Annotated in this window: 19 protein-coding genes; 13 read left to right on the forward strand and 6 right to left on the reverse strand. The window is 71.2% G+C overall.

The window, feature by feature from the left end:
• The first annotated feature begins 206 nt into the window (after window positions 1-206).
• Window positions 207-1061 (forward strand): class III extradiol ring-cleavage dioxygenase family protein, encoded by an 855-nt coding sequence (locus tag Raf01_RS09650; RefSeq protein ID WP_203917428.1) that lies wholly within the window; start codon window positions 207-209, stop codon window positions 1059-1061.
• Complete coding sequence (gene dapF, locus Raf01_RS09655; RefSeq protein WP_203917429.1) at window positions 1061-1876, forward strand: diaminopimelate epimerase; 816 nt, start codon at window positions 1061-1063, stop codon at window positions 1874-1876. Before Raf01_RS09650 ends, dapF begins: the two co-directional genes overlap by 1 nt.
• 34 nt (window positions 1877-1910) lie before the next feature.
• Here dapF and Raf01_RS09660 read toward each other — a convergent pair whose 3' ends face one another.
• Entirely contained in the window at window positions 1911-3347 is a 1437-nt protein-coding gene (locus Raf01_RS09660) for an NAD-dependent malic enzyme (protein WP_203917430.1), read from the reverse strand.
• A gap of 136 nt (window positions 3348-3483) precedes the next feature.
• Here Raf01_RS09660 and hflX point away from each other — a divergent pair, with 136 nt between their 5' ends.
• On the forward strand, window positions 3484-4983 hold the full coding sequence (hflX, locus tag Raf01_RS09665) for a GTPase HflX (RefSeq protein ID WP_203917431.1): 1500 nt from the start codon (window positions 3484-3486) through the stop codon (window positions 4981-4983).
• A 53-nt stretch (window positions 4984-5036) separates the two neighbouring features.
• Window positions 5037-6800, forward strand: a complete 1764-nt coding sequence (locus Raf01_RS09670) for a hypothetical protein (RefSeq protein WP_203917432.1) — start codon at window positions 5037-5039, stop codon at window positions 6798-6800.
• Between the two features lie 80 nt (window positions 6801-6880).
• Here the strand turns inward: Raf01_RS09670 and lexA are convergent, their stop codons facing one another.
• Entirely contained in the window at window positions 6881-7687 is an 807-nt protein-coding gene (gene lexA, locus Raf01_RS09675; protein ID WP_373319514.1) for a transcriptional repressor LexA, read from the reverse strand.
• A 244-nt stretch (window positions 7688-7931) separates the two neighbouring features.
• Here lexA and Raf01_RS09680 point away from each other — a divergent pair, with 244 nt between their 5' ends.
• The 3 genes from Raf01_RS09680 to Raf01_RS09690 all read left to right on the forward strand — a co-directional run bounded on the left by Raf01_RS09680 (window position 7932) and on the right by Raf01_RS09690 (window position 12150).
• On the forward strand, window positions 7932-8273 hold the full coding sequence (locus tag Raf01_RS09680; RefSeq protein WP_203917433.1) for a LysM peptidoglycan-binding domain-containing protein: 342 nt from the start codon (window positions 7932-7934) through the stop codon (window positions 8271-8273).
• A 410-nt stretch (window positions 8274-8683) separates the two neighbouring features.
• Window positions 8684-9190 (forward strand): transcriptional regulator NrdR, encoded by a 507-nt coding sequence (nrdR, locus tag Raf01_RS09685; RefSeq protein ID WP_203917434.1) that lies wholly within the window; start codon window positions 8684-8686, stop codon window positions 9188-9190.
• A gap of 59 nt (window positions 9191-9249) precedes the next feature.
• Window positions 9250-12150 (forward strand): vitamin B12-dependent ribonucleotide reductase, encoded by a 2901-nt coding sequence (locus Raf01_RS09690; RefSeq protein WP_203917435.1) that lies wholly within the window; start codon window positions 9250-9252, stop codon window positions 12148-12150.
• 54 nt (window positions 12151-12204) lie between these two features.
• Here the strand turns inward: Raf01_RS09690 and Raf01_RS09695 are convergent, their stop codons facing one another.
• The 3 genes from Raf01_RS09695 to Raf01_RS09705 all read right to left on the reverse strand — a co-directional run bounded on the left by Raf01_RS09695 (window position 12205) and on the right by Raf01_RS09705 (window position 14491).
• The gene (locus Raf01_RS09695; RefSeq protein WP_203917436.1) at window positions 12205-12789 is read right to left on the reverse strand and encodes a TetR/AcrR family transcriptional regulator; all 585 of its coding nucleotides are present in this window, start codon (window positions 12787-12789) and stop codon (window positions 12205-12207) included.
• 230 nt (window positions 12790-13019) lie between these two features.
• Window positions 13020-13634: a TetR/AcrR family transcriptional regulator gene (locus Raf01_RS09700; protein WP_203917437.1), complete on the reverse strand. Its 615-nt coding sequence runs from the start codon at window positions 13632-13634 to the stop codon at window positions 13020-13022.
• A 338-nt stretch (window positions 13635-13972) separates the two neighbouring features.
• Window positions 13973-14491, reverse strand: a complete 519-nt coding sequence (locus Raf01_RS09705) for a GNAT family N-acetyltransferase (protein ID WP_203917438.1) — start codon at window positions 14489-14491, stop codon at window positions 13973-13975.
• Window positions 14492-14700: 209 nt separating this feature from the next.
• Between Raf01_RS09705 and Raf01_RS09710 the strand changes: the two genes are divergently transcribed.
• The 3 genes from Raf01_RS09710 to Raf01_RS09720 are packed head-to-tail and all read left to right on the forward strand — an operon-like array spanning window position 14701 to window position 17900.
• Window positions 14701-16101, forward strand: a complete 1401-nt coding sequence (locus Raf01_RS09710; protein ID WP_203917439.1) for an MFS transporter — start codon at window positions 14701-14703, stop codon at window positions 16099-16101.
• A 43-nt stretch (window positions 16102-16144) separates the two neighbouring features.
• Entirely contained in the window at window positions 16145-17314 is a 1170-nt protein-coding gene (gene lhgD / locus Raf01_RS09715) for an L-2-hydroxyglutarate dehydrogenase (protein ID WP_203917440.1), read from the forward strand.
• Between the two features lie 22 nt (window positions 17315-17336).
• Entirely contained in the window at window positions 17337-17900 is a 564-nt protein-coding gene (locus Raf01_RS09720; protein WP_203917441.1) for a hypothetical protein, read from the forward strand.
• Between the two features lie 80 nt (window positions 17901-17980).
• Here Raf01_RS09720 and Raf01_RS09725 read toward each other — a convergent pair whose 3' ends face one another.
• Complete coding sequence (locus Raf01_RS09725) at window positions 17981-18664, reverse strand: iron-dependent transcriptional repressor DtxR (RefSeq protein ID WP_275412972.1); 684 nt, start codon at window positions 18662-18664, stop codon at window positions 17981-17983.
• Between the two features lie 188 nt (window positions 18665-18852).
• Between Raf01_RS09725 and Raf01_RS09730 the strand changes: the two genes are divergently transcribed.
• Genes Raf01_RS09730 through Raf01_RS09740 form a run of 3 tightly spaced genes read left to right on the forward strand, consistent with a single transcriptional unit; the run spans window position 18853 to window position 23738 of the window.
• Window positions 18853-19704, forward strand: a complete 852-nt coding sequence (locus Raf01_RS09730; RefSeq protein ID WP_203917443.1) for a sulfurtransferase — start codon at window positions 18853-18855, stop codon at window positions 19702-19704.
• Window positions 19701-20990 carry an acetoin utilization protein AcuC gene (locus tag Raf01_RS09735; protein ID WP_239133486.1) on the forward strand — a complete coding sequence of 430 codons (1290 nt, stop codon included), beginning with the start codon at window positions 19701-19703 and terminating at the stop codon, window positions 20988-20990. The genes Raf01_RS09730 and Raf01_RS09735 overlap by 4 nt, the downstream gene beginning before the upstream one ends.
• A 3-nt stretch (window positions 20991-20993) precedes the next feature.
• Window positions 20994-23738 carry a bifunctional acetate--CoA ligase family protein/GNAT family N-acetyltransferase gene (locus Raf01_RS09740; protein ID WP_203917445.1) on the forward strand — a complete coding sequence of 915 codons (2745 nt, stop codon included), beginning with the start codon at window positions 20994-20996 and terminating at the stop codon, window positions 23736-23738.
• Window positions 23739-23755: the final 17 nt, after the last annotated feature.

The following is a 23755-nucleotide window of genomic DNA, read 5'->3' on the forward strand; positions in this document are numbered from 1 at the left end:
CCCTCCGCTTCGCTCGCTCATGCCCAACCTCGTTCTCCCGGTGCCATCCGGGCGTCCCCGGTGGCGCCGCCACAGCGCAGTGACTTTCTCCCCGGCATTCTCACAGGTCCGACCCCGTCCGCGTCGAGCCACTGGGGCCGACCGTGACCATACGGTGTCCTGGCGCGCCCCGGGAGGCGTTTTCCGCGTCCGGTTACGGTTGATCCGTGCCACTAGTCGCCGCCGCGGTCTGCCCGTCTCCGCCGATGCTGCTTCCAGAGCTCGCCGGCGGTGCCGCCGCCGAGCTTGATGATCTTCGGGCCGTCTGTGACCGGGCCGTGGGCCGGCTCTTGGCCGCGGATCCGGATGGGATCCTGATCGTGGGTACCGGGCCGGAGACGGCCTGGCGCCGGCCCGACGAGTACGGCACCCTCGCGCCGTGGGGCGTCCCGCTGGAGGTGGTACCGGGGCGGCGCGGCCGTCCGGCCCTCCCGCTGAGCCTCACGGTCGGTGCGTGGCTGCTGTCCAGGAGCGTTGATCTGGTACCGGTACCGGCCGGCGCCACCGAGCCGGCCGGGCAGCCTGGGCTCCCGGCGGACCCGAGCGCGGTCATGGAGCCGGCGGCCACCGCCGCGGCGGTGGCCGGGGGTGACCCGGTGCCGGTGGGGCTGGCCAGCCTCGCGACCGGGGAACCGCCGGACGGCTGCGCGGCCTTCGGCCGGCACCGGTGCGCCCCGTGGCGGTCCCGGGTGGCGCTGCTGGTCATGGGCGACGGGTCGGCGTACCGGGAGAATCCGGCGACCCGGTACGGCGACCCGCGCGCCGAGAAGTTCGACGCGACCGCGGCCGGGGCGCTGGCCGGAGCCGACCTGGACGGGCTGATGAGGCTGGACCCGTCGCTCGCGGCGGACCTGGGGGTGGCCGGACGGGCGGTGTGGCAGGCGCTGGCCGGTGCGGCGTCGGGCGCCGACTGGCGCGCCGAGCTGCTGTACGACGCGGCGCCCTACGGGGTCGGTTACCTGGTGGCGGCCTGGGAGCCGGCTGGCGGGCGCACGGCCGGCGGCAGCGGGACAATGGGATGATGCACTTCGTGAAGGGCCACGGCACAGGCAACGACTTCGTCGTCCTGCCCGATCCGGACGGCGAGATCGAACTGACCCCGCAACTGGTCGCGACGCTGTGCGCTCGGCACTTCGGGGTCGGGGCGGACGGCGTGCTGCGGGTGGTGCGCTCGGCGAAGCACCCGGACGCGGTCCGGTACGCCGAGGACGCCGAGTGGTTCATGGACTACCACAACGCCGACGGGTCGCTGGCCGAGATGTGCGGCAACGGCGTCCGGGTGTTCGCCCGGTACCTGACCTCCTATGGGCTGGTCGACGCGGCCCGGTTCCCGATCGCCACCCGGGCCGGCCTGGTGACCGTCGAGGTACGGCCGAGTGAGATCAGCGCCGAGATGCCCCAGCCGACCGTGGGCGGCGAGTCGGTAGCCCGGTTCGGTGACCGGGACTACGCCGGCACCTCGGCCGACGTCGGGAACCCACACCTGGTCTGCCCGGTCGACGACGTGTCCACGGTGGACCTGTCCGAACCGCCGATCCTGGACGCCAGCGTGTTCCCGGAATCGGCGAACGTGGAGTTCGTGGCCAGTGCAGAGCCGGTACCCGACGCCGACCTGCACGTCCGGATGCGCGTCTACGAGCGAGGCTCCGCCGAGACGCTGTCCTGCGGTACGGGCGCCTGCGCCGTGGCCGCGGTCGTCCTGCGTACCGCGGGCCGGGAGACCGGCACCGTCGCGGTCGATCTTCCCGGCGGCCGGCTGACCGTCACGATCGCCCCGGACCGGTGCCTGCTGACCGGTCCGGCGCTGATCGTGGCCACCGGCGACGCGCTGGTCTGAGCCCGTCCGGCCCGGGAGCGCGCTCCGGCCGCGCTCAGGTGTCGATCTCGGACGGCTCCGGCGCGTCCGGATCGGCGATCGGCCCCTTGGCCACCGCCCTGATCGCGGTCGCAACCGCCGGGGCGACCCGGGCGTCGAACACACTTGGGATGATCACCGAAGCGTTGATCTTGTCCTGCCCGACGGTGTCGGCGATCGCCCGCGCGGCGGCCAGCGCCATCTCCTCGGTGAACTGCCGCGCCTGAGCGTCGAGCATGCCCCGGAACACCCCGGGGAACGCGAGCACGTTGTTGATCTGGTTTGGCTGGTCCGAGCGCCCGGTGGCGACGATCGCGGCGTACTTGCGGGCCTCCCGGGGGTCCACCTCCGGATCGGGGTTCGCCAGCGCGAACACGATCGCGTCCTTGGCCATCGTGGCGACGTCGTCGCCGGTGAGCAGGTTGGGTGCGCTGACACCGATGAACACGTCGGCGCCGTTGACCGCGCCCGACAGGTCGCCGGAGTAGTTGTCGGTGTTGGTGTTGTCCGCCAACCACTTCCAGGCCGGGCTCATGTTCTCCATGCCCCGGTGCAGCGCGCCGGCCCGGTCGTACGCGATGACGTCGCCGACCCCCTGGCGCAGCAGGAGCTTGATGATGGCCGTACCCGCGGCTCCCGCGCCGGATACCACCACCCGTACCTTCGACAGGTCCTTGCCCACCACGCGCAGCGCGTTGGTCAACGCGGCCAGCACCACGATGGCCGTGCCGTGCTGGTCGTCGTGGAAGACCGGGATGTCCAGCCGCTCACGCAGCCGGGCCTCGATCTCGAAGCACCGCGGCGCGGCGATGTCCTCCAGGTTGATCCCGCCGTACGCCGGTGCGATCGCGGTGACGATCTTGATGATCTCCTCGGTGTTCTGCGTGTCCAGAACGACCGGCCACGCGTCCACCCCGCCGAACCGCTTGAACAGCGCGGCCTTGCCCTCCATCACCGGCAGCGCCGCGGCCGGTCCGATGTTGCCCAGGCCGAGTACCGCCGAGCCGTCCGTGACCACCGCGATGGTGTTGCGCTTGATGGTCAGCCGCCGAGCGTCGTCCGGGTTCTCCGCGATCGCCAGGCAGACCCGGGCGACACCCGGGGTGTACGCGCGGGAAAGCTCGTCACGGGTACGCAGGGCGACCTTCGGGTGTACCTCGATCTTGCCGCCGAGGTGCAGGAGGAACGTGCGGTCCGACACCTTGCGGACCTCGACCCCGTCCAGCTTGCGCAGCGCCTCGACGACGTGTTCGGCGTGAGCCGTGTCGGCGGTGTCGCAGGTGAGGTCGGCGATGACCGAGAGGTGATCCGAGTCCACCACGTCGAGGGCGGTCACGATGGCGCCGGCCTCGCCGACGCAGGTGGTGAGCCGGCCGATGGCCGACGCGTCCGCGGTGACCGCGACCCGGATGGTGATGGAGAAGCCGGCGCTGGGCAGGGCTCTGCTGGGCACGATGATCCTTTCGGCGCGGGGCCGACCTCGGGCGGGCCGGCCGGACGGCGTTGTCAGGCCGCTGCTCGTATTGTTCCTCGCACGCCTGAAGAATGTTGATGCGGCTAGCCCGTGGTCGTGTCACGCTTGTCGCAACATGACTGACGAATTCTTCACCGATGAACTCACCTCGGGCGACCGGGACCGCTTCGACGATCTGTCGTCCGTGCCGGACTACGACGACGAGGTCGACGTCAACACCGGCGACCTTGAACTTGAGGAGCGGCACGCGCTCCGCCGGGTCGTCGGCCTGTCGACCGAATTATCCGATATCACCGAAGTTGAGTACCGGCAACTGCGGCTCGAACGCGTGGTGCTCGTCGGTGTGTGGACCGAGGGCAGCGTGGCCGACGCGGAGAATTCGCTGACCGAGCTGGCCGCGCTCGCCGAGACGGCCGGTTCCCAGGTGCTGGAGGGTCTCATCCAGCGGCGTGGCCGTCCCGACGCGTCCACGTTCATCGGTCGCGGAAAGGTCGACGAGCTGCGCTCGGTCGTCCTCTCGACCGGCGCCGACACGGTGATCTGCGACGGTGAGCTGTCGCCCGGCCAGCTGCGCACGCTGGAGCAGCAGACCAAGGTCAAGGTCATCGACCGGACGGCGCTGATCCTGGACATCTTCGCCCAACATGCCAAGAGCAAAGAGGGCAAGGCCCAGGTCGAGCTGGCTCAGTTGCAGTACTTCCTCCCGCGCCTGCGTGGTTGGGGTGAAGCGCTGTCCCGGCAGACCGGTGGTAGCGGCCGGGGCGGCGGCGCGGGTGGCGGCGTGGGCCTGCGTGGTCCCGGTGAGACCAAGCTGGAGACCGATCGGCGGCGCATCCGTACCCGGATTTCCCGGCTCAAGCGGGAGATCAGCGCGATGCGTACGATCCGGGACACCAAGCGCTCCGGACGGCTGCGCAACGCCATACCGGCCGTCGCGATCGCCGGGTACACCAACGCCGGCAAGTCGAGCCTGCTCAACCGGCTGACGGGAGCCGGCGTACTGGTGGAGGACGCGCTGTTCGCCACCCTGGACCCGACCACCCGCCGGGCGCAGACCTCTGACGGCCGAATCTACACTTTGTCGGATACGGTCGGGTTTGTCCGGCATCTGCCCCACCAGCTCGTCGAGGCGTTCCGGTCGACCCTCGAGGAGGTCGGCCAGGCCGACCTGATGGTGCACGTGGTCGACGGCGCCCACCCCGACCCGGAGGAGCAGGTCAGGGCGGTCCACGAGGTGCTCGCCGAGGTGGGGGCGGACAAGCTGCCCGAGTTGCTGGTCGTCAACAAGGTGGACGCGGCCAGCGAGGAGATCCTGCTGCGACTCAAGCGGGAGTGGCCGGACGCGGTGTTCGTCTCGGCGCGCACCGGCAGAGGGATCGAGCAGCTCCAGGCGGCCATCGAGGCTCGCCTGCCGCGCCCCGCGGTAGAGATGTCCGTTCTGCTGCCGTACGACCGTGGGGATCTGGTTGCCCGGATTCACCGTCGGGGCGAGGTTCTGGAGACCGAGCACCGCGACGGGGGCACGTTCATGCGGGTACGCGTCAGCGAGCTTCTGGCCGCGGATTTGTCGCGTTACCTGGTGACTGTAAGCTCGATCGGTGCTCACCCCCAGTAATCCGCCTAAATCCGGTATCCCCCTAGCGCTCGACGCTCTGTAAGACTGTTCCGATGCGACGTATTGCGCTAGCGGTCATCGCGGCGGCAGGTGCTGTCTTCCTGCCGCTCACGTCCGCATACGCGGCCCCGGATCCGGCCGCCACCATCCCGGTTCCGCCCGCCAAGCCGGGGCAGGCTGTCTGCAAAGTGGACAAGCAGCTCACCTCGCTGGTCGGCCTCACCGCTACCGCCAGCGGATACGCCGTGGTGGACAAGCCGAACAACGGGGCGCTGTCGTTGCGCATCTATCAGATGAACGGGTCGTGCCAGCGCACAACGCCGATCATCTACAGCGGCGGCAGCGGCGAGGCGCGTGATCCGCGTGACATTCAGCTCAGTTCCGACGGCAAGAACTACTGGGTGGCCGACACCGGCGACGACCTGCAGAACCCGGAGCGGCCGACCATCGGGCTCTGGAAGATACCGGTCAACAAGTCCAAGGGCACGCTGTACCACTTCACGTTCCCGCAGGGAGACGGTCCGTACGACGCCGACGCGCTGCTCATCGGCAGCGACAATTCGCCGGTCTTCGTCACGCACCCGCTGACCGGACCGGCCGGGATCTACGTCCCGACCGCTGCACCCAATCCGTCGGGCGACAGCGTCGCGCTGAAGAAGGCGGGCACGTTCACCCCGCAGAAGACCGGCACTGCCAACAAGCTCGGTCCGCCCGGCGGGATGGTGGTGACCGGCGGTGCCGTGTCGCCGGACGGCAAGAAGGTCGTCCTGCGCACGTTCTCCGACGCGTACGAGTGGGACGTCATCGGCGGTGACATAGCCAAGACGCTGACCACCGGTACCCCCAGGATCACGCCCCTGCCCAACGAGGACCAGGGCGAGGCCATCACCTACAGCCACGACGGCAAGTACTTCCTGACGGTCTCCAACCTGCCCTCAGGGCAGCAGACGACGATGCTGCGGTACAGCCCGGCCGTCCCTGTGGCGGTGAAGAAGGCCGAGACCGGAGGCACGTCGGGTTCCGGCGGCGGCGGTGGGCAGGGCTGGTTCGCCAGTCTCAGCCCGACCACCAAGCTGACCCTCCTGGTGTCCCTGGTCGGCATCATCGGCCTGTTCATGGTCATCGGCGGCGTGGTCGGCATCCGGCGGGCGCGCAAGCGTCCGGTTCCGGTCGGGCAGGACGCCGGGTCGGCGGACGCCGACGAATGGGCGCAGCCGAGGGAACCGGTGGGCGCGTCGACGCGCGGGCGGCTCGGCCCGGACCGGCCCAGCGGGGCGGTATACGGCGGAACCCGGGGCGGCGCGCCCGACGACGGCTACTCGAACGCCCGGAGCGGCGGCCGGCCCGGTGACCAGGGCGGTCGGCCGGGTGACCAGGGTGGTCGGCCGGGTGATCCGGGCGGTCGGCCCGGTGCGCCGGGTGGCCGACCGGGGCAGGCCCCTCCGCCGCGTGGCCGGACGGCGCCGCCGCAGTCGGGCGGCACGTACCGCAGCGGCGGCCAGGGCGGCGGCATGTACCAGAGCGGCGATCAGGACGGTGGCGATCGCGGTGACCGCCGTGGCTCCGGTCGGGAGCGGGGCGGCCCGGGCGGCGGCACCTACTCCGGCGGGAGTTACTCCGGGGGTACGTACTCCAGCGGTGGGTACGAGCCACCGGCACAGCAGCCGGGGCCTCCGCCGCCACGTACCGGTGGAGTGGCCCGCTCTCACCGTCCCGGGCGCGGCTCCCGGGACAACGCCCCGCCACCTCGCCGGGCCGGCGGCTACTCCGAGGAGCACGACGGCTTCGACGACCTCCGCCGGCTGACCGAGGAGTGACCCTCGGCGCCGAGCCGAGCCGAGCCGAGCCGAGCAGGGCCGCACCGAGCCGGGCCGCACTGCGGCCCGGCTGGCGTGCGTCAGATGCGGCGTAGCACCGCCACGACGCGGCCCAGGATCGTCGCGTCGTCACCCGGGATCGGCTCGAACGCGTCGTTCTGCGGCATCAGCCAGATGTGGCCGTCGCGCTGCCGGTAGGTCTTCACGGTCGCCTCGCCCTCCAGCATCGCGGCCACGATGTCGCCGCTGTCGGCGGTGGGCTGCTGCCGCACGACCACCCAGTCGCCATCGCAGATGGCGGCGTCGAGCATCGAGTTGCCCTTGACCTGCAGCAGGAACAGCGTGCCCTCGCCGACCAGCTCACGGGGCAGCGGGAAGACGTCTTCGATCGACTGCTCGGCCAGGATCGGCCCACCGGCGGCGATCCGCCCGACGAGCGGCACGTAGGCCGGCGCGGGATGTGCCGCCCGCTCCGCCGCCTCGTCTTCCGCGCTCAGCTCGGTCGGCGTGCGCACGTCGACCGCACGCGGCCGGTTGGGGTCGCGCCGCAGGTAGCCCTTCTTCTCCAGCTCCTTGAGCTGGTAGGCGACGCTGGACGGGGACACCAGCCCGACCGCCTCGCCGATCTCCCGCACGCTCGGCGGGTAGCCGTGGTGCTCCACCCAGCCGCGAATGAATTCGAGGATCCGCTTCTGCCGCGCGGTCAGCTCCTCGGACAGCGCCTCCGGGATGCCGGTCGACATCGACGTGACGGCGCGCAACGGGGCAGCCGCCGCGACAGTCCGGCGCTCGGACCGACCGCCGGCGCGACGCCGGGCGTCCAGCGAGGTCGGCTCACGCACCCCCGACTCACGTGCGGCCCGCTCATGGGCGGCCTGGCCGCGCACCTCGGCCGGACGTTCGGGGTCAGCGCCTCGCCGCGCTGCGGTGCGGTCCTCGCTCGACACGTCGGTCTCTCCCTTGTCGGCACTTCTGGCGGGTTTTCGTGGCACTGACCGTATCCCGATGTCCTGACAACTTCAAACATCTGTACGACGTGTCGTGCCGGTTCTCTCGACTTGTGCCGTGCCGGTCTGGTAGACCATCGTACGTGAGTTCTATCGAACTTTCGTTCGATCGGGGAGGGTCGCCATGGCGACGATCGGGCATGCGGCGCGCCGCTCACGCAGGGGCGTCCGCCTTACCAGGCGGGGCCGGGTGGTCGTGTTGACCCTGCTGCTCCTGCTCGCCGGCGTCGGCGCGATGCTCGCCGCACCGGCCGGCGATGCCTCCCCGCCACCGGGTGCCGCGCCGACGGTGGTGGTCCGGCCCGGCGACACGCTCTGGTCCATCGCCGCCCGGTTCGAGCCCGGTCCGGACCCGATCGGCGCGGTCGAGCGGATCCGGCGGCTCAACCGCCTGCCCGGATACCGGATCGAGGTCGGGCAGACGCTGACCCTGCCGGCCCATCGCCAAGGGGCGGCGCACCGCTGAGGGGCGGCGGATCACCGAGGGTGGCGGATCACGGAGGGGGCGGATCACCGCAGGCGGCGGCTCACAGGGGCCGCGGATCACGGGGGTCGCAGATCACGGGGGCCGCGCTGTCGGCGGGTCCGCGGGTGACGTATCTTGCCACGCTGCCGGTCCGACCGCGGCCGAACTGGTGGAAAGTCGACTGAGACGCACGATACGAGTGTCTGGGTTGCGCTGTGGTTGGTGGTGGGACTAACGTTCAACCACAACATCTAGTAGTCACATAGGTGTAAGTCATCCACAGGTTGTGGATGATGCGCCCAGGGCTCGACACAGTCTCGGAGTGGATGACCGGCCGCGCATGCCGCTGTCGGCGTCCTTCGGCGTGCCCGTGGGCGTCAAGACCAGAGCGCGAGATCGGAGGTGGGGGAATGCGTTGCCCGTATTGTCGTCACGCTGACTCGCGGGTCGTTGACTCCCGCGAGGCCGACGACGGCCAGTTGATCCGGCGGCGTCGTTCATGCCCGGAGTGCGGCAAGCGGTTCACCACGGTCGAGGAGGCCGTGCTCGCGGTGGTCAAGCGCAGCGGGGTGACCGAGCCGTTCAGCCGGATCAAGATCATGTCGGGCGTGCGCAAGGCGTGCCAGGGCCGGCCCGTGGACGAGGACGCGATCGCGCTGCTCGCGCAGAAGGTCGAGGAGACGATCCGGGCCCGTGGCGCCGCCGAGGTGCCGAGCAACGAGGTCGGCCTGGCCATCCTCGGACCGCTGCGCGACCTGGACGAGGTGGCCTATCTCCGGTTCGCCAGCGTCTACCGGTCTTTCGATTCGTTGGGCGACTTCGAGCGGGAAATCGCGGCTCTGCGCGCCGGGCGGGAGCAGAACTCGGATGGTGTGGGGCCAGCCGGGTCGGAGCGCCAGCCGGCATCGATCGGCTAAGCAGTCACTTTCATAGTTGAGAAAGCACGGTGGTTTGCCGTGACGGCGAGGGGGATGGCATGACGGGTGCCGTGGGCACGTCATCAGGAACGGGCGATCAGGCCGGCGCTGCAGCGGGTGGGCTGCATGTCGAGCGGGTGTGGACGACGGAGGGGGTCCACCCGTACGACGAGGTGAACTGGGAGCGCCGGGATGTCGTGATGACGAACTGGCGGGACGGCTCGATCAACTTTGAGCAGCACGGCGTCGAGTTTCCCGACTTCTGGAGCATCAACGCGGGCAACATCGTCACCACCAAGTACTTCCGTGGCGCGATCGGCACCCCGGAGCGCGAATGGAGCCTGCGCCAGCTGATCGACCGGGTGGTGCACACCTACCGCCGGACCGGTGAGGAGCACGGCTACTTCGCCAGTGCCGCCGACGCGGAGGTGTTCGAGCACGAACTGACCTGGATGCTGCTGCACCAGGTGTTCAGCTTCAACTCGCCGGTCTGGTTCAACGTCGGCACCGCCTCGCCGCAGCAGGTCTCCGCGTGCTTCATTCTCGCCGTCGATGACTCGATGGACTCCATCCTCGACTGGTACAAGGAGGAGGGGCTGATCTTCAAGGGCGGTTCCGGTTCGGGTGTGAACCTGTCCCGCATCCGCTCGTCGCGTGAGCTGCTGAGCAGCGGTGGCACCGCGTCCGGCCCGGTCAGCTTCATGCGCGGGGCCGACGCCTCGGCCGGCACCATCAAGTCGGGCGGCGCGACCCGTCGCGCGGCCAAGATGGTCATCCTGGACGTCGACCACCCCGACATCGAAGAGTTCGTCGTCACCAAGGCACGCGAGGAAGACAAGATCCGTGCGCTGCGCGACGCCGGCTTCGACATGGACCTGGGCGGCGCCGACATCGTCAGCGTCCAGTATCAGAACGCCAACAACTCGGTACGGGTGTCCGGCGAGTTCATGCGGGCCGTCCGGGACGGCAGCAGCTTCTCGCTGCGCGGCCGGCTGGACGGCGGGGTGATCGAGACGGTCGACGCCCGGGACCTGTTCGGCAAGATTGCTCAGGCCGCCTGGGAGTGTGCCGACCCCGGCCTCCAGTACGACGACACGATCAACGACTGGCACACCTGCCCGGAGAGCGGCCGCATCACCGCGTCCAACCCGTGCTCGGAGTACATGCACCTGGACAACTCCTCGTGCAACCTGGCGTCGCTGAACCTGCTGAAGTTCCTGCGTTCGGACGGCTCGTTCGAGGTGGAGAAGCTGGTCAAGACGGTCGAGCTCGTGATCACCGCGATGGACATCTCGATCACGTTCGCCGACTTCCCGACCGAGAAGATCGGCGAGACCAGCCGCGCGTACCGGCAGCTGGGCATCGGGTACGCCAACATCGGCGCGCTGCTCATGGCGTCCGGCCTGCCGTACGACTCGGAGGAGGGACGCTCGGTCGCGGCCGGGATCTCCTCGCTGATGACCGGCACCGCGTACCGCCGCTCGGCCGAGCTGGCCGGTGTCGTCGGCCCGTACGACGGGTACGCCCGCAACGCCGCCGCCCACCAGCGGGTCATGCGCAAGCACGCCGAGGCCAGCGACGCGGTCGTCGCGCACGGGCGCAACGCCACGGCGCTGGTGGAGGAAGCGGCCCGGCAGTGGGGGTGGGGCAACGAGATCGGGGCGCGCAACGGCTGGCGCAACTCGCAGGCGTCGGTACTCGCGCCGACCGGCACCATCGGCCTCATGATGGACTGCGACACCACCGGCATCGAGCCCGACCTGGCGCTGGTCAAGTTCAAGAAGCTCGTCGGCGGCGGATCGATGCAGATCGTCAACCAGACCGTGCCGCGGGCGCTGCGCAGCCTCGGGTACCCGGAGGAGCAGGTCGAGGCGATCGTCGAGCACATCGCCGAGCACGGTCACGTGATCGACGCGCCGGGGCTCAAGCCGGAGCACTACCCGGTCTTCGACTGCGCGATGGGCGAGCGGTCGATCGCGCCGATGGGCCACGTCCGGATGATGGCGGCCGTCCAGCCGTTCATCTCCGGCGCGATTTCCAAGACGGTCAACATGCCGGAGTCGGCGACCGTCGAAGAGGTCGAGCACATCTACCTGGAAGGCTGGAACCTGGGCCTCAAGGCGCTGGCCATCTACCGGGACAACTGCAAGGTCGGCCAGCCGCTGTCGGTGGCGAAGAAGCCCGCCGAGCAGGCCGCGGCTCCCGTGGCGACCGCGCCGGCGACGGTGGAGAAGGTTGTCGAGTACCGGCCGGTACGCAAGCGGCTGCCGAAGAAGCGCCCGTCCGAGACGGTCTCCTTCTCGGTCGGTGGCGCCGAGGGCTACCTGACCGCCTCCTCGTACCCGGATGACGGCCTGGGCGAGGTCTTCCTCAAGATGTCCAAGCAGGGTTCCACGCTCGCCGGCGTGATGGACGCGTTCTCGGTGGCCATCTCGATCGGGCTCCAGTACGGCGTGCCGCTGGAGACCTACGTCTCGAAGTTCACGAACATGCGCTTCGAGCCGGCTGGCATGACCGACGACCCGGACATCCGGATGGCCGCCTCGGTCATGGACTACATCTTCCGCCGGCTGGCGCTGGACTTCCTGCCCTACGACCGCCGGGCCGAGCTGGGCATCTTCACCGCCGAGGAGCGTGCCGCGCAACTGCGCGCCGAGGCGGCCGGGGCGGGCGGCGAGGAATCGGTCGACCTGACCGCGCTGGCCGCGTCGGCTCCGGTCACGACCGGCAGCGCCGAGAAGTCGGCCGGGGCCGCGGGCGGTGAGCGGTCCGCCACGCCGGTCGAGGTGCGGGCGGACGTCCGGCCGGCGAGCCGGATCGGCTCATCGACGGAGCTGCTGGAGCTGGTGCAGGGCAAGGCTGCCGATGCCCCGCTGTGCTTCACCTGCGGCACGAAGATGCGTCCGGCCGGTAGCTGCTACGTCTGCGAGGGATGCGGCTCGACCAGCGGCTGCAGCTGACAGCTGGAAGGCGGAGGAGGGGAGCCGGGCACACTGTCCGGCTCCCCTCCGGCGTCAGAGCGCCCGTACCGAGCTGTCCACAATGGACTCACAGAACGATGTCAGGTCGGCCGGGTCGGGTTCGCGCCCGGCGAAGTGAGCCAGGAACGCGTACTGGAAGCACGCACCAAGCAGCATCGCCGCCACCGAGGGCGCGTCCGCCCCGGCCGACACCCGGCCCAGCGCCCGCTCCTTGTCGAGGTACTCGGCCAGTCCCTCGACCGCCCGGTGTGGACCGACGTTCCGCTCGGCGAGCGCCTCACGGTGCCGGGCCAGCAACTGCGGCTCAGAGAACGTGGCGGCGAACATCGGGAAGCTCTCGGTGTAGAAGTCGGCCGCCGCGCGGGCCACGCGCAGCAGGTTGTCCCGTACCGTGTCCTGCCCGGCCTGGTCGAGCAGCGCCTTCATCGCCGGCATGATGGTCGGTACCCGCGCCCTGAGCACCTCGACGAACAACTCCTCCTTGTCGTCGAAGTGCTTGTAGAGCGTCGCCTCCGAGAATCCGGCCGCCCTCGCGATCTCCTTGGTGGTCGCGTTGTTCAGCCCGCGGGTGCGCACCACGTGCAGCGCCGCGTCGAGGATCGTGTCCCGGGTACCCACCGCTCAAGAATACGCAGTGAGTGATCATTTACTCACCGCGAACGCTCGGGCGAGGTGCTGCGACGCCCGGGCCAGCTGCCCACTGCGAACGTCCGGCCGGTTGCTCGCTCCGACTCCAGACCACGACAGCGCCCGCCCACCGCGAAGTGGGCAGACGCTGTCGCGCACGGGACCTGTCCTGTCGTCGGCGGCGGTTCGGGGCGAGCCCGGCCGCCGCCGGCAGACAGGACCTAGTTCTGCGGAGCCGTCAGCTGACGGACGTCGCGGAGGCCACCGATCATGACCTCCAGCAGTTGGTCGACCCGGTCGGTGGTGGCCGGTGCGCCGCGCTGGCCGGCCCAGGCGATCCCGTTGACCATCAGGATCAGGTCAGCCCCGTCGACGTCGTCGCGTACCGCTCCGGCCCGCTGGGCGCGGATCAGTAGCTGCGCGCCGACCTCACGCATCCCGCTGCAGGACGCGTACAGGTCGGATGCCGGATCGCGCATCGTGCTCATCACCAGCTCGGACAGCCCCCGGTACCGGGAGACGTAGTCCATCAGCGTGTGCAGCCAGTCGATGAGTGCTTCGGCCGGTGTGGCGTCCGCCAGTAGTGCCCGCCCTCTGTCCTGCAACGCGTCGAGCAGATCACGGAACGTTGCTTCCAGGAGCGTCTGGCGGGTTGGGAAATGTCGATACAGTGTGCCGATTCCGACGCCGGCGCGTCGGGCGATGTCTTCGAGAGACGCCTCGGCGCCGTACTCGGTGAATGCTGCCTTGGCCGCGGTGAGCAGCCGGTCGTAGTTACGTCGGGCATCGGCCCGCATGGGGCGCCGTGGCGTGGTGGGCGCATCCGTGGTGCTCATGACGACCTTCTCTTGGCGTGCTGCGGTGCTGGCAGGCAGAGACCTCACCGATCGTGATCTGGAAGCCCCCGCCTGGTTGGGGCGGATAGCTCATTTCATCACGTTTGGAGCCGCTTGGTCGGGTTGTCGCATGGCTTGCGTGCAGACACGCCGGTATGACTGAAGAAAGTTAGTTAGGCCCTGTCCTGTCGATCTTGTCGAGCCGAGGCGGAGTCCAGGCGTCGGGCGGCAAGGCTCGCAGGATGTCTGGATACCGGTGTTGTATCCAGACATCCGAGAACGCAGCCGGTCGGCGCCTGGGCCCGGCGCAGGCCGGCAAACGATCGGCAGGACAGGGCCTAGTCCAGGGTGAGCCACATGTGGATTTCGTCGCGATCGTCGCCGGGCGCCACCCGTAGCGCCCCGGGCAGCCGGCCGACCTCCTTGTACCCGAGCCCGCTGTAGAACCGCTCGGTGCCGCGCCCGGCCCGTACGGTCAGGTGCAGCGCGTCCCAGCCGATCTCCCGCGCCACCCGCTCGGCCTCACGCATCAGCGCGCCGCCGTACCCGCGCCCCTGCACGTCCGGGTGCACCATCACCCGCTTGACCGTCCGCCAGTGTGCGGCCAGCGCGAACCGCCCGTCCACGAACAGCAGCATCGCGACCGGTCGGTCCCCGTCGAACCCGACAAGCAGCCGATCGTGTCGCCCGTCCACCCCGGCGAAGGTCTTCGTCGCGGTGGGTCGGACGTCCTCGGCGGTGACGGTCCCGGCGAAGCCGACCGCGCCGCCCGCGTTGCTGACATCCGTCCAGAGGGCGACGATGCCGTCGCGCAACCGGGCGGTCAGGTCCGGATCAAGCTCGAAGCGCAGTGTCACGCCTCTATCCTGCCCCGCCCGTTACCCGGTCCGACCCGCGCGGCGCGGGTGCCCCTCCGCCGCGTGGCGGTCGCGACAACGACTGACCTGCGCATTCGGAGATCGGGATCAAGCTTCCCGGAGGCCCGGTGCCGGTGTGGCCGGATTCTCGGTCAGGTTGGCGGAGATCCCTCTCGCCCACCGCGTCCGGGTCGCCGGACGATGCCCGGATGAGCCTCATCGACGCACCGCCCCGCCGCGCGACCCGGATCCACCGGGCCTGGGCCGTGGCCGCCGTGGCACTCGTCGCCACGGTCGGGGCAGCCGGATTCCGCGCCACCCCGGGCGTGTTGATCACTCCGCTCCAGCAGGAGTTCGGCTGGTCCCGGGGGACCATCTCGTTCGCTGTCTCGGTCAACCTGATCCTCTACGGCCTGACCTCGCCGTTCGCCGCGGCGCTGATGGAGCGCTTCGGGCTGCGCCGGGTGGTCGGCGCGGCACTGGTGCTGGTCGCCGCGGGCAGCGGGTTGACCGTGTTTATGACGGCGAGCTGGCAGCTCGTACTGTGCTGGGGAGTCCTGGTCGGCCTGGGTACCGGCTCGATGGCGCTCGCGTTCGTGGCCACCGTGACCAGCCGCTGGTTCGTCCGGCATCGCGGGGTGGTCACCGGAGTGCTGACCGCGGGTGGGGCGGCCGGCCAGCTCTGCTTCCTGCCGCTGCTGGCCTACCTGGTCGGCCACTCGGGATGGCGGGCCGCGGCTCTGGTGGTGGCGGTGGCCGCTCTGGTCGTCGCCCCGCTGGCGCTGTGGCTGTTGCGTGATCATCCCCGCGACCTGGGCTTGGAGCCCTATGGTGCCGAGCCGCCGGCCGAGGATCCGGGCGCGATGGCGCAGATCGATCTCGGTGCGGCCGGGCCGCGGATCACGGAGCAGCGGGACGCCGCCCGGCCAGCCGCCTCGACGGGTGGGTCACCGGTTCCGGCGGGGGGATCGGCGGGACCTGCCCGGCGCGCGTTGACAGCGCTGCGCGACGCCAGCCGGGTACCCACCTTCTGGCTGCTCGCCGGCAGCTTCGCCATCTGCGGGGCGACCACGAACGGCCTCGTGGGTACCCACTTCATTCCGGCCGCGCACGACCACGGCCTGCCGACGACGACGGCGGCCGGCCTGCTCGCCCTGGTCGGGGTCTTCGACATCGTCGGCACGATCTTCTCCGGGGCGCTGACCGACCGGTTTGACTCCCGGCTGCTGCTCGCCTGCTACTACGCGCTGCGCGGGCTGTCCCTGCTCGTGCTGCCGGACCTGTTCGCGTCGACGCCGCACCCGAGCATGCTCATCTTCATCCTGTTCTACGGCCTGGACTGGGTGGCCACGGTGCCGCCGACCATCGCCCTGTGCCGGGAGCGGTTCGGCGACTCGGGGCCGGTGGTATTCGGCTGGGTCTTCGCCGCGCACCAGATCGGGGCGGCTGTGGCGGCGACCGGCGCCGGGCTCATCCGCGACGACCTTGGTACCTATGACACGGCGTTCTACCTGGCCGGCGGCCTGGCGCTAGTCGCGTCGCTGCTGTCCGCCTGGGTACGGCGGCCCGGCCAGACCGGTGCGCGGTGGCGCGTGGCGTTCGAGGAGTAGCCGGTAGCTGTCGCGGCCGGGCGGCGGTCGGTAGGGTGTGCCGGTGCAGGCTACCCGCTACGTCATCGTGGGTGCCGGAATCGTCGGCCTCGCGGTCGCGCACCGGCTGCTCCTCGACCGTCCACATGCGACGGTCACGGTGGTGGAGAAGGACGCGCGGGTGGGCGCCCACCAGACCGGACACAACTCCGGCGTGATCCACTCCGGCGTCTACTACCGGCCTGGCAGCCTGCGCGCGAAGCTGTGCGTCGCCGGGGCGCGCTCGATGGTCGAGTTCTGCCGCGACAACGGGGTCCGGGTCGAAGTGACCGGGAAGCTCATCGTCGCGACGGATAAAACCGAGCTGCCCCGGCTACACGCGCTCGCCGAACGTGCCGTCGCCAACGGGGTGCCGGCCCGGCTGGTCGACCCGGCCGAGGCGACCGAGATCGAGCCACACGTCTCCTGCGTCGCCGCGCTGCACGTCGAAACGACCGGGATCACCGACTACGGCGCGGTCTGCGACGTGCTGTCCGGGCTCATCGCCGAGCGCGGCGGCCAGGTCCGGTTGAACACAAGGGTCACCTCGATCGGAGCCGGCGTGGTCCAGACGACCGGTGGCGACATGCCGGTCGACGTGCTGGTCAACTGCGCCGGGCTGTACGCGGACCGGATCGCGCGGCTGGCCGGATACCGGCCCGAGGTGCAGATCGTGCCGTTCCGGGGGGAGTACTTCACGGTACGGCGGGACCTGGTACGGGGACTGATCTACCCGGTACCGGACCCGAGCCTGCCGTTCCTCGGAGTACACCTGACCCGGATGGCCGACGGCAGCCTGCACGCCGGCCCGAATGCCGTACTGGCGCTGTCTCGGGAGGGGTACCGCTGGGGCCGGGTCGACGTACGCGACCTCGCCGAGGCGGCCGGGTACCCGGGGCTGTGGCGGCTCGCCCGGACACACCTGGGTACCGGCGTCGCGGAGGTACGCCGGTCGCTGTCCCGCCGCAGGTTCGCGGCCAGCCTCGCCCGTCTGGTACCGGAGGTGACCCGGGACGATCTCGTACCCGCCCCGGCCGGCGTACGGGCGCAGGCGGTCACCCGGTCCGGCGCGCTCGCGGACGACTTCCTCCTGCTGCGCGGCGACCGCCAACTGCACGTACTCAACGCGCCGTCGCCGGCGGCCACCAGTTCGCTGGAGATCGCCCGCCGGATCGTCGATGAACTGCCGGCCTGAGCACACGGATCGGGAGGAGCGGGTGCGACGCTGGCTGACCGGCGCGGTGTGCGCCGTGACCCTGCTGGGTGCCGGGCTGACCGGCGCCGGCTGCGGTGGCGATGACGCGCCGGTGGGCACGTTCATTCCGCCGGTGGCCAGCCGGGAACCGGCGGAATCGGCGGGCGGTGCCTGCCAGCTGTTCGACTACGACGTCATCAAGGCGCAGTTGGGCATCGACTTCGACATCGCGGCGTCCGGCAACGTGGACGCGACATACACCTGCGTGCTCCAGCAGACCGAGAGCGGCGTGCCGGACCTCTCGCTCGCCGTGACCGCGACCGAGGCCGACAACGAAACGTTCAAGAAGACCGTGACGCCCAAGGGCAGCGCCAGCGTCAGCGGCCTGGGCAAGATCGCATACAGCTCGTCGGTGGCGGCCGGAAGTGGCGCCGGCCCCGGGCTCGAGGTGGGCTGGCTGTCCGGGAACCAGCGATTGATCGTTCTGCGGTACCGCAGCGCGAACGGCACCGCCGGAGGTGACGTCAACGCGCTGCTGCCCAAGCTGGTCGCACTGGCGAAGCAGATCGACCTGAGCACCGCCTGACCGAGCGCTGCCTGGCCGAGTACCGCCTGACCGCCCCAACTGGCCCCCGCGCCTCGACCGGGACGATCGGTGCGGTCGGTTCAGTGGGCGGCGACGAAGACCCGGGAGGCGACCTCGCGGGGCAGCCTGATCTGATCGCCGGAGCGGTCGATGATGACGTCGTTGCGGTCCTGCGCGACGTTGACCGTGGCCCCCGGATCGACCCCGGCGGCGTGCAGTTGCCGGAGCACCTCGACGTCGGTCTGCACGCTCTCGCAGATCCGCCGGACGACCACCGAACCGGACAGGCCGGGGAACGCCAGGTTGCGCTCGACCTCACCGGAGGCCGCGGCGGTGGCGTCCTGGTCGAAGTCGGCGAGCCCGGGGATCGGGTTGCCGTATGGCGAGCGGGTGGGCCGGCCGAGCAACTCGTAGACCTTGGCCTCGACCGCCTCGCTCATCACGTGCTCCCACCGGCACGCCTCGTCGTGCGCCTCCTCGTAGGGCAGGCCGATCACGTTGACCAGCAGCAGCTCGGCCAGCCGATGCTTGCGCATGACCGAGACGGCGTGCTCCCGGCCGGCCCCGGTCAGCATCAGGTGCCGGTCACCCTCGACGGTCAGCAGCCCGTCGCGCTCCATGCGGTTGACAGTCTGACTGACCGTCGGACCGCTCTGGTGCAGCCGCTCCGCGATCCTCGCGCGCAGCGGAGTGACGCCCTCTTCCTCAAGTTCGAGAATCGTCTTGAGGTACATCTCGGTGGTGTCGATGAGATCAGACGACACAGCCCGACTCCTCCCGGACGGCGGCGCGCCGAACCGATCCCTGCGCGCCGGTGAGCGCGCGACCATACCCGCTGGTGGCGACACCAGGGTTTCGACGAAACATAAGGTTGGGGGTGTTGAGGAGATCGTCCACGTGTGCCTTCCTTCCGAGCGTGAATGGTACCCGCCAGATACGACAAACTGTCGGTGTGACTGACTGGAGTGCGTTGACCGAGAGCCCGCTGATCGATGTGTCCACGCTCGCGGAGCGGTTGGCCGAGGCGGCGCCGCCCACGGTCCTGGACGTCCGTTGGCGGCTGAACGGGCCGCCGGGGCGGCGGGACTACCTTATCGGGCACATACCCGGCGCGGTGTTCCTCGACTTGGATGATCAAGTTTGCGGGAGACCCGGCGCCGGTGGCCGGCACCCGCTGCCCGAGCCGGGCCGGTTGGAGCGCGAACTGCGGGCCGCCGGGGTACGCGCGGACCGTTCGGTAGTGGTCTACGACACGGGTACCGGCGAGGCGGCCGCCCGGCTGTGGTGGACGCTGCGCTGGGCGGGGCATCCGGACGTACGGGTACTCGACGGCGGGTACGCCGCGTGGACCGCGACGGGGCGCGCGGTCGAGCCGGGTGAGGCGGTCGCCGCACCGGGGGACTTCACCGTGGTACCGGGCCAGCTCCCGGTCCTCGACGCGGCCGGGGCGGCCACCACCGCCGAGCGCGGAGTGCTCCTGGACGTGCGGGTCGAGCCGCGCTACCGGGGCGAGACGGAACCGATCGATCCGGTCGCCGGTCACATTCCGGGCGCGGTCAACCTGCCCGCCACCCGGCTGGTCGGCCCGGACGGCCGGATGCTGCCCGCCGCCGAGCTGCGCGCACAGTTCGAGGCGGCCGGTGTGGCGCCGGGCACGCCGGCCGGCGCGTACTGCGGCTCGGGGGTGACCGCGGCGCACACCGTGCTGGCGCTCACCGCCGCCGGGTACCCGGACCCGGCCCTGTACGTCGGCTCGTGGAGCGAGTGGATCACCGATCCGGACCGACCCGTGGCCACCTCGTGAGCGCGGCCGGACCGAGCCCGGACGGGTGGTGGGACACCACCGTCGTCTGGAACGAGGATCTGCTGCGGTACGACCTCGGTGACCACCCGCTGGACCCGGTACGGGTCGAGCTCACCATGGCGCTCGCCCGGCAACTGGGCGTGCTGGACCGGCCCGGGGTCCGCATCGTGGCGCCAGAGCCGGCGAACGACCGCCTTCTCAACCTGGTGCACACGGCGGGGTACATCGAGGCGGTCCGCGCCGCGGGTTCGCCCGAGAGCGGCGCGGGCTCGGCCGGCGGCGACGCGGGCTCGTCCGAGCGTGGCGCAGGCTCGGGCGGCGCGGCTCCCGGCGGGAAATCGCTCACCGAGTGGGGCCTGACGACGCCGGACAACCCGGTGTTCGCCGGCATGCACGAGGCCAGCGCGCTGGTCGTCGGCGCGACCGTGGCCGCGGCGGAGGCGGTCTGGTCCGGCGAGGTGCCGCACGCGGTCAGCGTCGCTGGTGGCCTGCATCACGCCATGCCGGACCGGGCGAGCGGCTTCTGCGTCTACAACGACCCGGCGATCGCCATCGCCCGGCTGCTCGAACGGGGCGCGCAGCGCATCGCGTACGTCGACGTCGACGTGCACCACGGCGACGGCGTGCAGGAGGTGTTCTACCGCGATCCCCGGGTGCTGACGGTGAGCCTGCACGAGACGCCGGTGGCGCTGTTCCCGGGCACCGGGTTCCCGGCCGAGACCGGTGGGCCGGGCGCCGAGGGCAGCGCGGTCAACGTGGCGCTGCCGCCCGGTACCGGCGACGCCGGCTGGCTGCGAGCGTTCCACGCGATCGTTCCCTCGGTGGTCCGGGCGTTCCGCCCCGAGCTGCTGTTCACCCAGTGCGGCGCCGACGCTCACCGGCTCGATCCGCTGGCCGACCTGCGCCTGACCGTGGACGGGCAGCGGGCCAGCTATCTCGCGTTGTCGGCGCTGGCCGACGAGGTGTGCGGCGGGCGCTGGGTGGCCACCGGCGGTGGGGGGTACGCGCTGGTCGAGGCCGTACCGCGAGCCTGGGCGCACCTGCTGGCGATCGCCACCGGCGAACCGCTCGATCCAGCCCTGCCGATCCCCGGCGAATGGCGGGAACTCGCCCAGCGCCGCTGCCCCGACCGGTACGCGCCCGAGGCGATGACGGACGGCGTCACACCGCACTGGACGCCCTGGGAACCGAGCGGCGAACCGGACGCGGTGGACCGGGCGATCATCGCCACCCGCAGGGCGGTGTTCCCGCTGCTCGGCCTCGACCCGCACGATCCCCGGGACTGACCGGTGGACCCCGAGGGTGTCACAGGAGACCGGCCGGCGGCGGCCGAGTCCGATGTGCTGCTGTCCGACGGCTCGACCGTCCACATCAGACCGATCCGGCCGGACGACGGCGCCGCGATCATCGCGATGCACGCGCAGTTCTCGGAGCGCACCCGATACCTGCGGTACTTCTCGCCGTACCCGCGGATCCCGGAGCGCGACCTGTTCCGGTTCGTCAACGTCGACCATCGCGACCGGGAGGCACTGGTCGTGATGTCCGGCGGCCGGGCGATCGCGGTCGGACGGTACGACCGGCTGGCTCCGGAGTCGGCCGAGGCCGAGGTGGCGTTCGTGGTGGCCGACGCGTACCAGGGGCGGGGCATCGGCTCGGTCCTGCTGGAGCACCTGGCCGAGCACGCCAGGGTGGCCGGGATCATCCGGTTCGTGGCCGAGGTACTTCCGGTCAACAGCGGGATGCTGCGGGTGTTCGCCGACGCCGGGTACCAGATCCAGCGGCAGTACGCGGACGGCGTGGTGCACCTGGAGTTCCCGATCGGGCCGACCGAGCAGTCGGTGGCCGTGCAGCACCGGCGGGAGCAGTTCACCGAGGCGGCGTCGATCGCCCGGCTGCTCAGCCCGGGATCGGTGGCCGTCTACGGTGCCCGTCGCGACGGTACCGGCGTCGGTGCCGCGGTGCTGCGCAACCTGGCGTCGTTCGGAGGCGCTGTCCACGACGTCCACAGTGGACAGTCGCTGTCCGGGGCGGCCGACCTCGCGTTGATCGCGGTACCGGCGGAGTCGGTACCGGCCGCGGTGGCCGACGCGGCGGCCGGAGGCGTCGCCGGAGCGGTGGTGTTCTCCGCCGGCTTCGCCGAGGCCGGCCCGGCCGGGGCAGTGGCGGAGCGCGACCTGGTGGCCCAGGTACGGGCCGCGGGCATCCGGCTGATCGGCCCGAACTGCCTGGGCATCGCGAACACCGACCCGGCGGTGCGGCTCAACGCCACACTCGCGCCGGTGCTGCCGCCTCGCGGCCGGGTCGGCTTCTTCTGCCAGTCCGGCGTGCTCGGAGTAGCGCTGCTGGCCGAGGCGGACCGGCGCGGGCTGGGCCTGTCGAGTTTCGTGTCGGCGGGAAACCGGGCCGACGTGTCCGGCAACGACCTGTTGCAGTACTGGCAGGACGATCCGGCGACAGACGTGGTGATGCTGTATCTGGAGACGTTCGGCAACCCGCGCAAGTTCACCAGGCTGGCCCGCCGGCTGGGCCGGCACAAGCCGATCGTCGCGGTGGCCAATCTGCGCCGCCGGGCCGCGCCCGGCGCGGTCGCCGGCGCCTCCGATCCAGGCCCGACCGGCCTGCGGTTCGGACTCGGGCCCGAGCCGATTCCCGGGCCTGAGCCGGATTTCAGGCCCGAACCGATCCCCGCGCCCGAGCCGGATCTCGGGCCTGAGCCGGATCCCGGGCCCGAGCCGGACGGCGGGGAACTGCTGGCCCGGGCTGGCGTGATCCGGGTGGACACCGTTGCCGAGATGTTCGACGTCGGCGTGTTGCTGGCCGGGCAGCCGCTGCCGGCCGGCGCCCGGGTCGGCATCGTCACCAACTCGTCGGCGTTGTCCGTACTGGCCGTGGGCGCCTGCGCAGCCGCCGGGCTCGGCGTCACCGCCCGGTCCGATGTCGGGCCGCGGGCCGACCCGGCTCGCTTCGCCGAGGCGATGGCCACCGCCATGGCGGATCCCCGGGTGGACGCGCTCGTGGTGGCCTGTGCGCCACCGCCGCCGGTGGACGCCGCCGAGACGGCCCGGTTCCGCCAGCACATCGCCGATCTGGCCGGTCGCGACAAGCCGGTGGTCGCCACGCTGGTGACCGCCGGCCCGGAGTCCGGCGGGCGCATCTCCGGCGTCCCGCAGTACCCGTCCGTCGAGGAGGCGGTACGCGCGCTGGGTCGGGTGGCCCGGTACGCCGCCTGGCGGCGCGAGCCGGCCGGTACCGTGCCGGACCTGTCCATCGGGCAGACCCGGCCCGGTGCGCCGCCCGATGAACTCCTGGCCGCGTACGGCATTCCGGTGGTGGCCTCCACCACGGCCCGGGACGTGGATTCGGCGCTGGCCGCCGCGGAGCGGTTCGGTTATCCGGTCGCGTTGAAGCTGGCCGATCCCGAAGTGCGTCACCGGATCGATCTCGGTGCGGTACGGCTGGACCTGGCGAACGCCGCCGTCGTGCGCACCGCCTACGAGGAGCTGACCCGGCTGTCGCTGACCGGGCCGGCGGATGAGCCGGCTGGCCCCTGGCCGGCGGCCACTGCGGAGGCGGCCACTGAGGGGACCGGCATTGCGGGGGCCGGCACCGGGCGGGTCGAGGTGATCGTGCAGCCGATGGTCGCCCCCGGCGTGTCCTGCGTGATCGAAGCGCTACAGCATCCGTCGTTCGGGCCGGTCATCGGTTTTGGGCCGGGCGGAGTCACCGGCGAGTTGCTGGGCGACCGGGCCTGGCGGGCCGTGCCGCTGACCGACCGGGACGCCGCCGGACTGGTTCGGGAGCCGCGGGCCTCCGCCCTGCTGTTCGGGCACCGGGGAGCGCGGTCGGTACGGGTGGCCGCGCTGGAGGAGTTGCTGCTCCGGGCCGCCCGGCTGATCGACGACCACCCCGAGGTACGGCGGCTGAGCCTCAATCCCGTACTGGCCCGGCCGGACGGAATATCCGTACTGCACGCGTCCGTCCACTACGGACAGTCCGGGTACCGTCCCGACACCGGCCCCCGCCGCTTGCGCTGAACCGCCTGCACTGAACC

This window comes from Rugosimonospora africana, assembly GCF_016862975.1.
Taxonomy (GTDB): Bacteria; Actinomycetota; Actinomycetes; order Mycobacteriales; family Micromonosporaceae; genus Rugosimonospora; species Rugosimonospora africana.

Coding starts and splice junctions, on each gene's coding strand:
- dapF (WP_203917429.1), top strand. CDS start 1,061: ATGCACTTCGTGAAGGGCCACGGCACAGGCAACGACTTCGTCGTCCTG.
- hflX (WP_203917431.1), top strand. CDS start 3,484: ATGACTGACGAATTCTTCACCGATGAACTCACCTCGGGCGACCGGGAC.
- Raf01_RS09670 (WP_203917432.1), top strand. CDS start 5,037: ATGCGACGTATTGCGCTAGCGGTCATCGCGGCGGCAGGTGCTGTCTTC.
- Raf01_RS09680 (WP_203917433.1), top strand. CDS start 7,932: ATGGCGACGATCGGGCATGCGGCGCGCCGCTCACGCAGGGGCGTCCGC.
- nrdR (WP_203917434.1), top strand. CDS start 8,684: ATGCGTTGCCCGTATTGTCGTCACGCTGACTCGCGGGTCGTTGACTCC.
- Raf01_RS09690 (WP_203917435.1), top strand. CDS start 9,250: ATGACGGGTGCCGTGGGCACGTCATCAGGAACGGGCGATCAGGCCGGC.
- Raf01_RS09700 (WP_203917437.1), bottom strand. CDS start 13,634: ATGAGCACCACGGATGCGCCCACCACGCCACGGCGCCCCATGCGGGCC.
- Raf01_RS09710 (WP_203917439.1), top strand. CDS start 14,701: ATGAGCCTCATCGACGCACCGCCCCGCCGCGCGACCCGGATCCACCGG.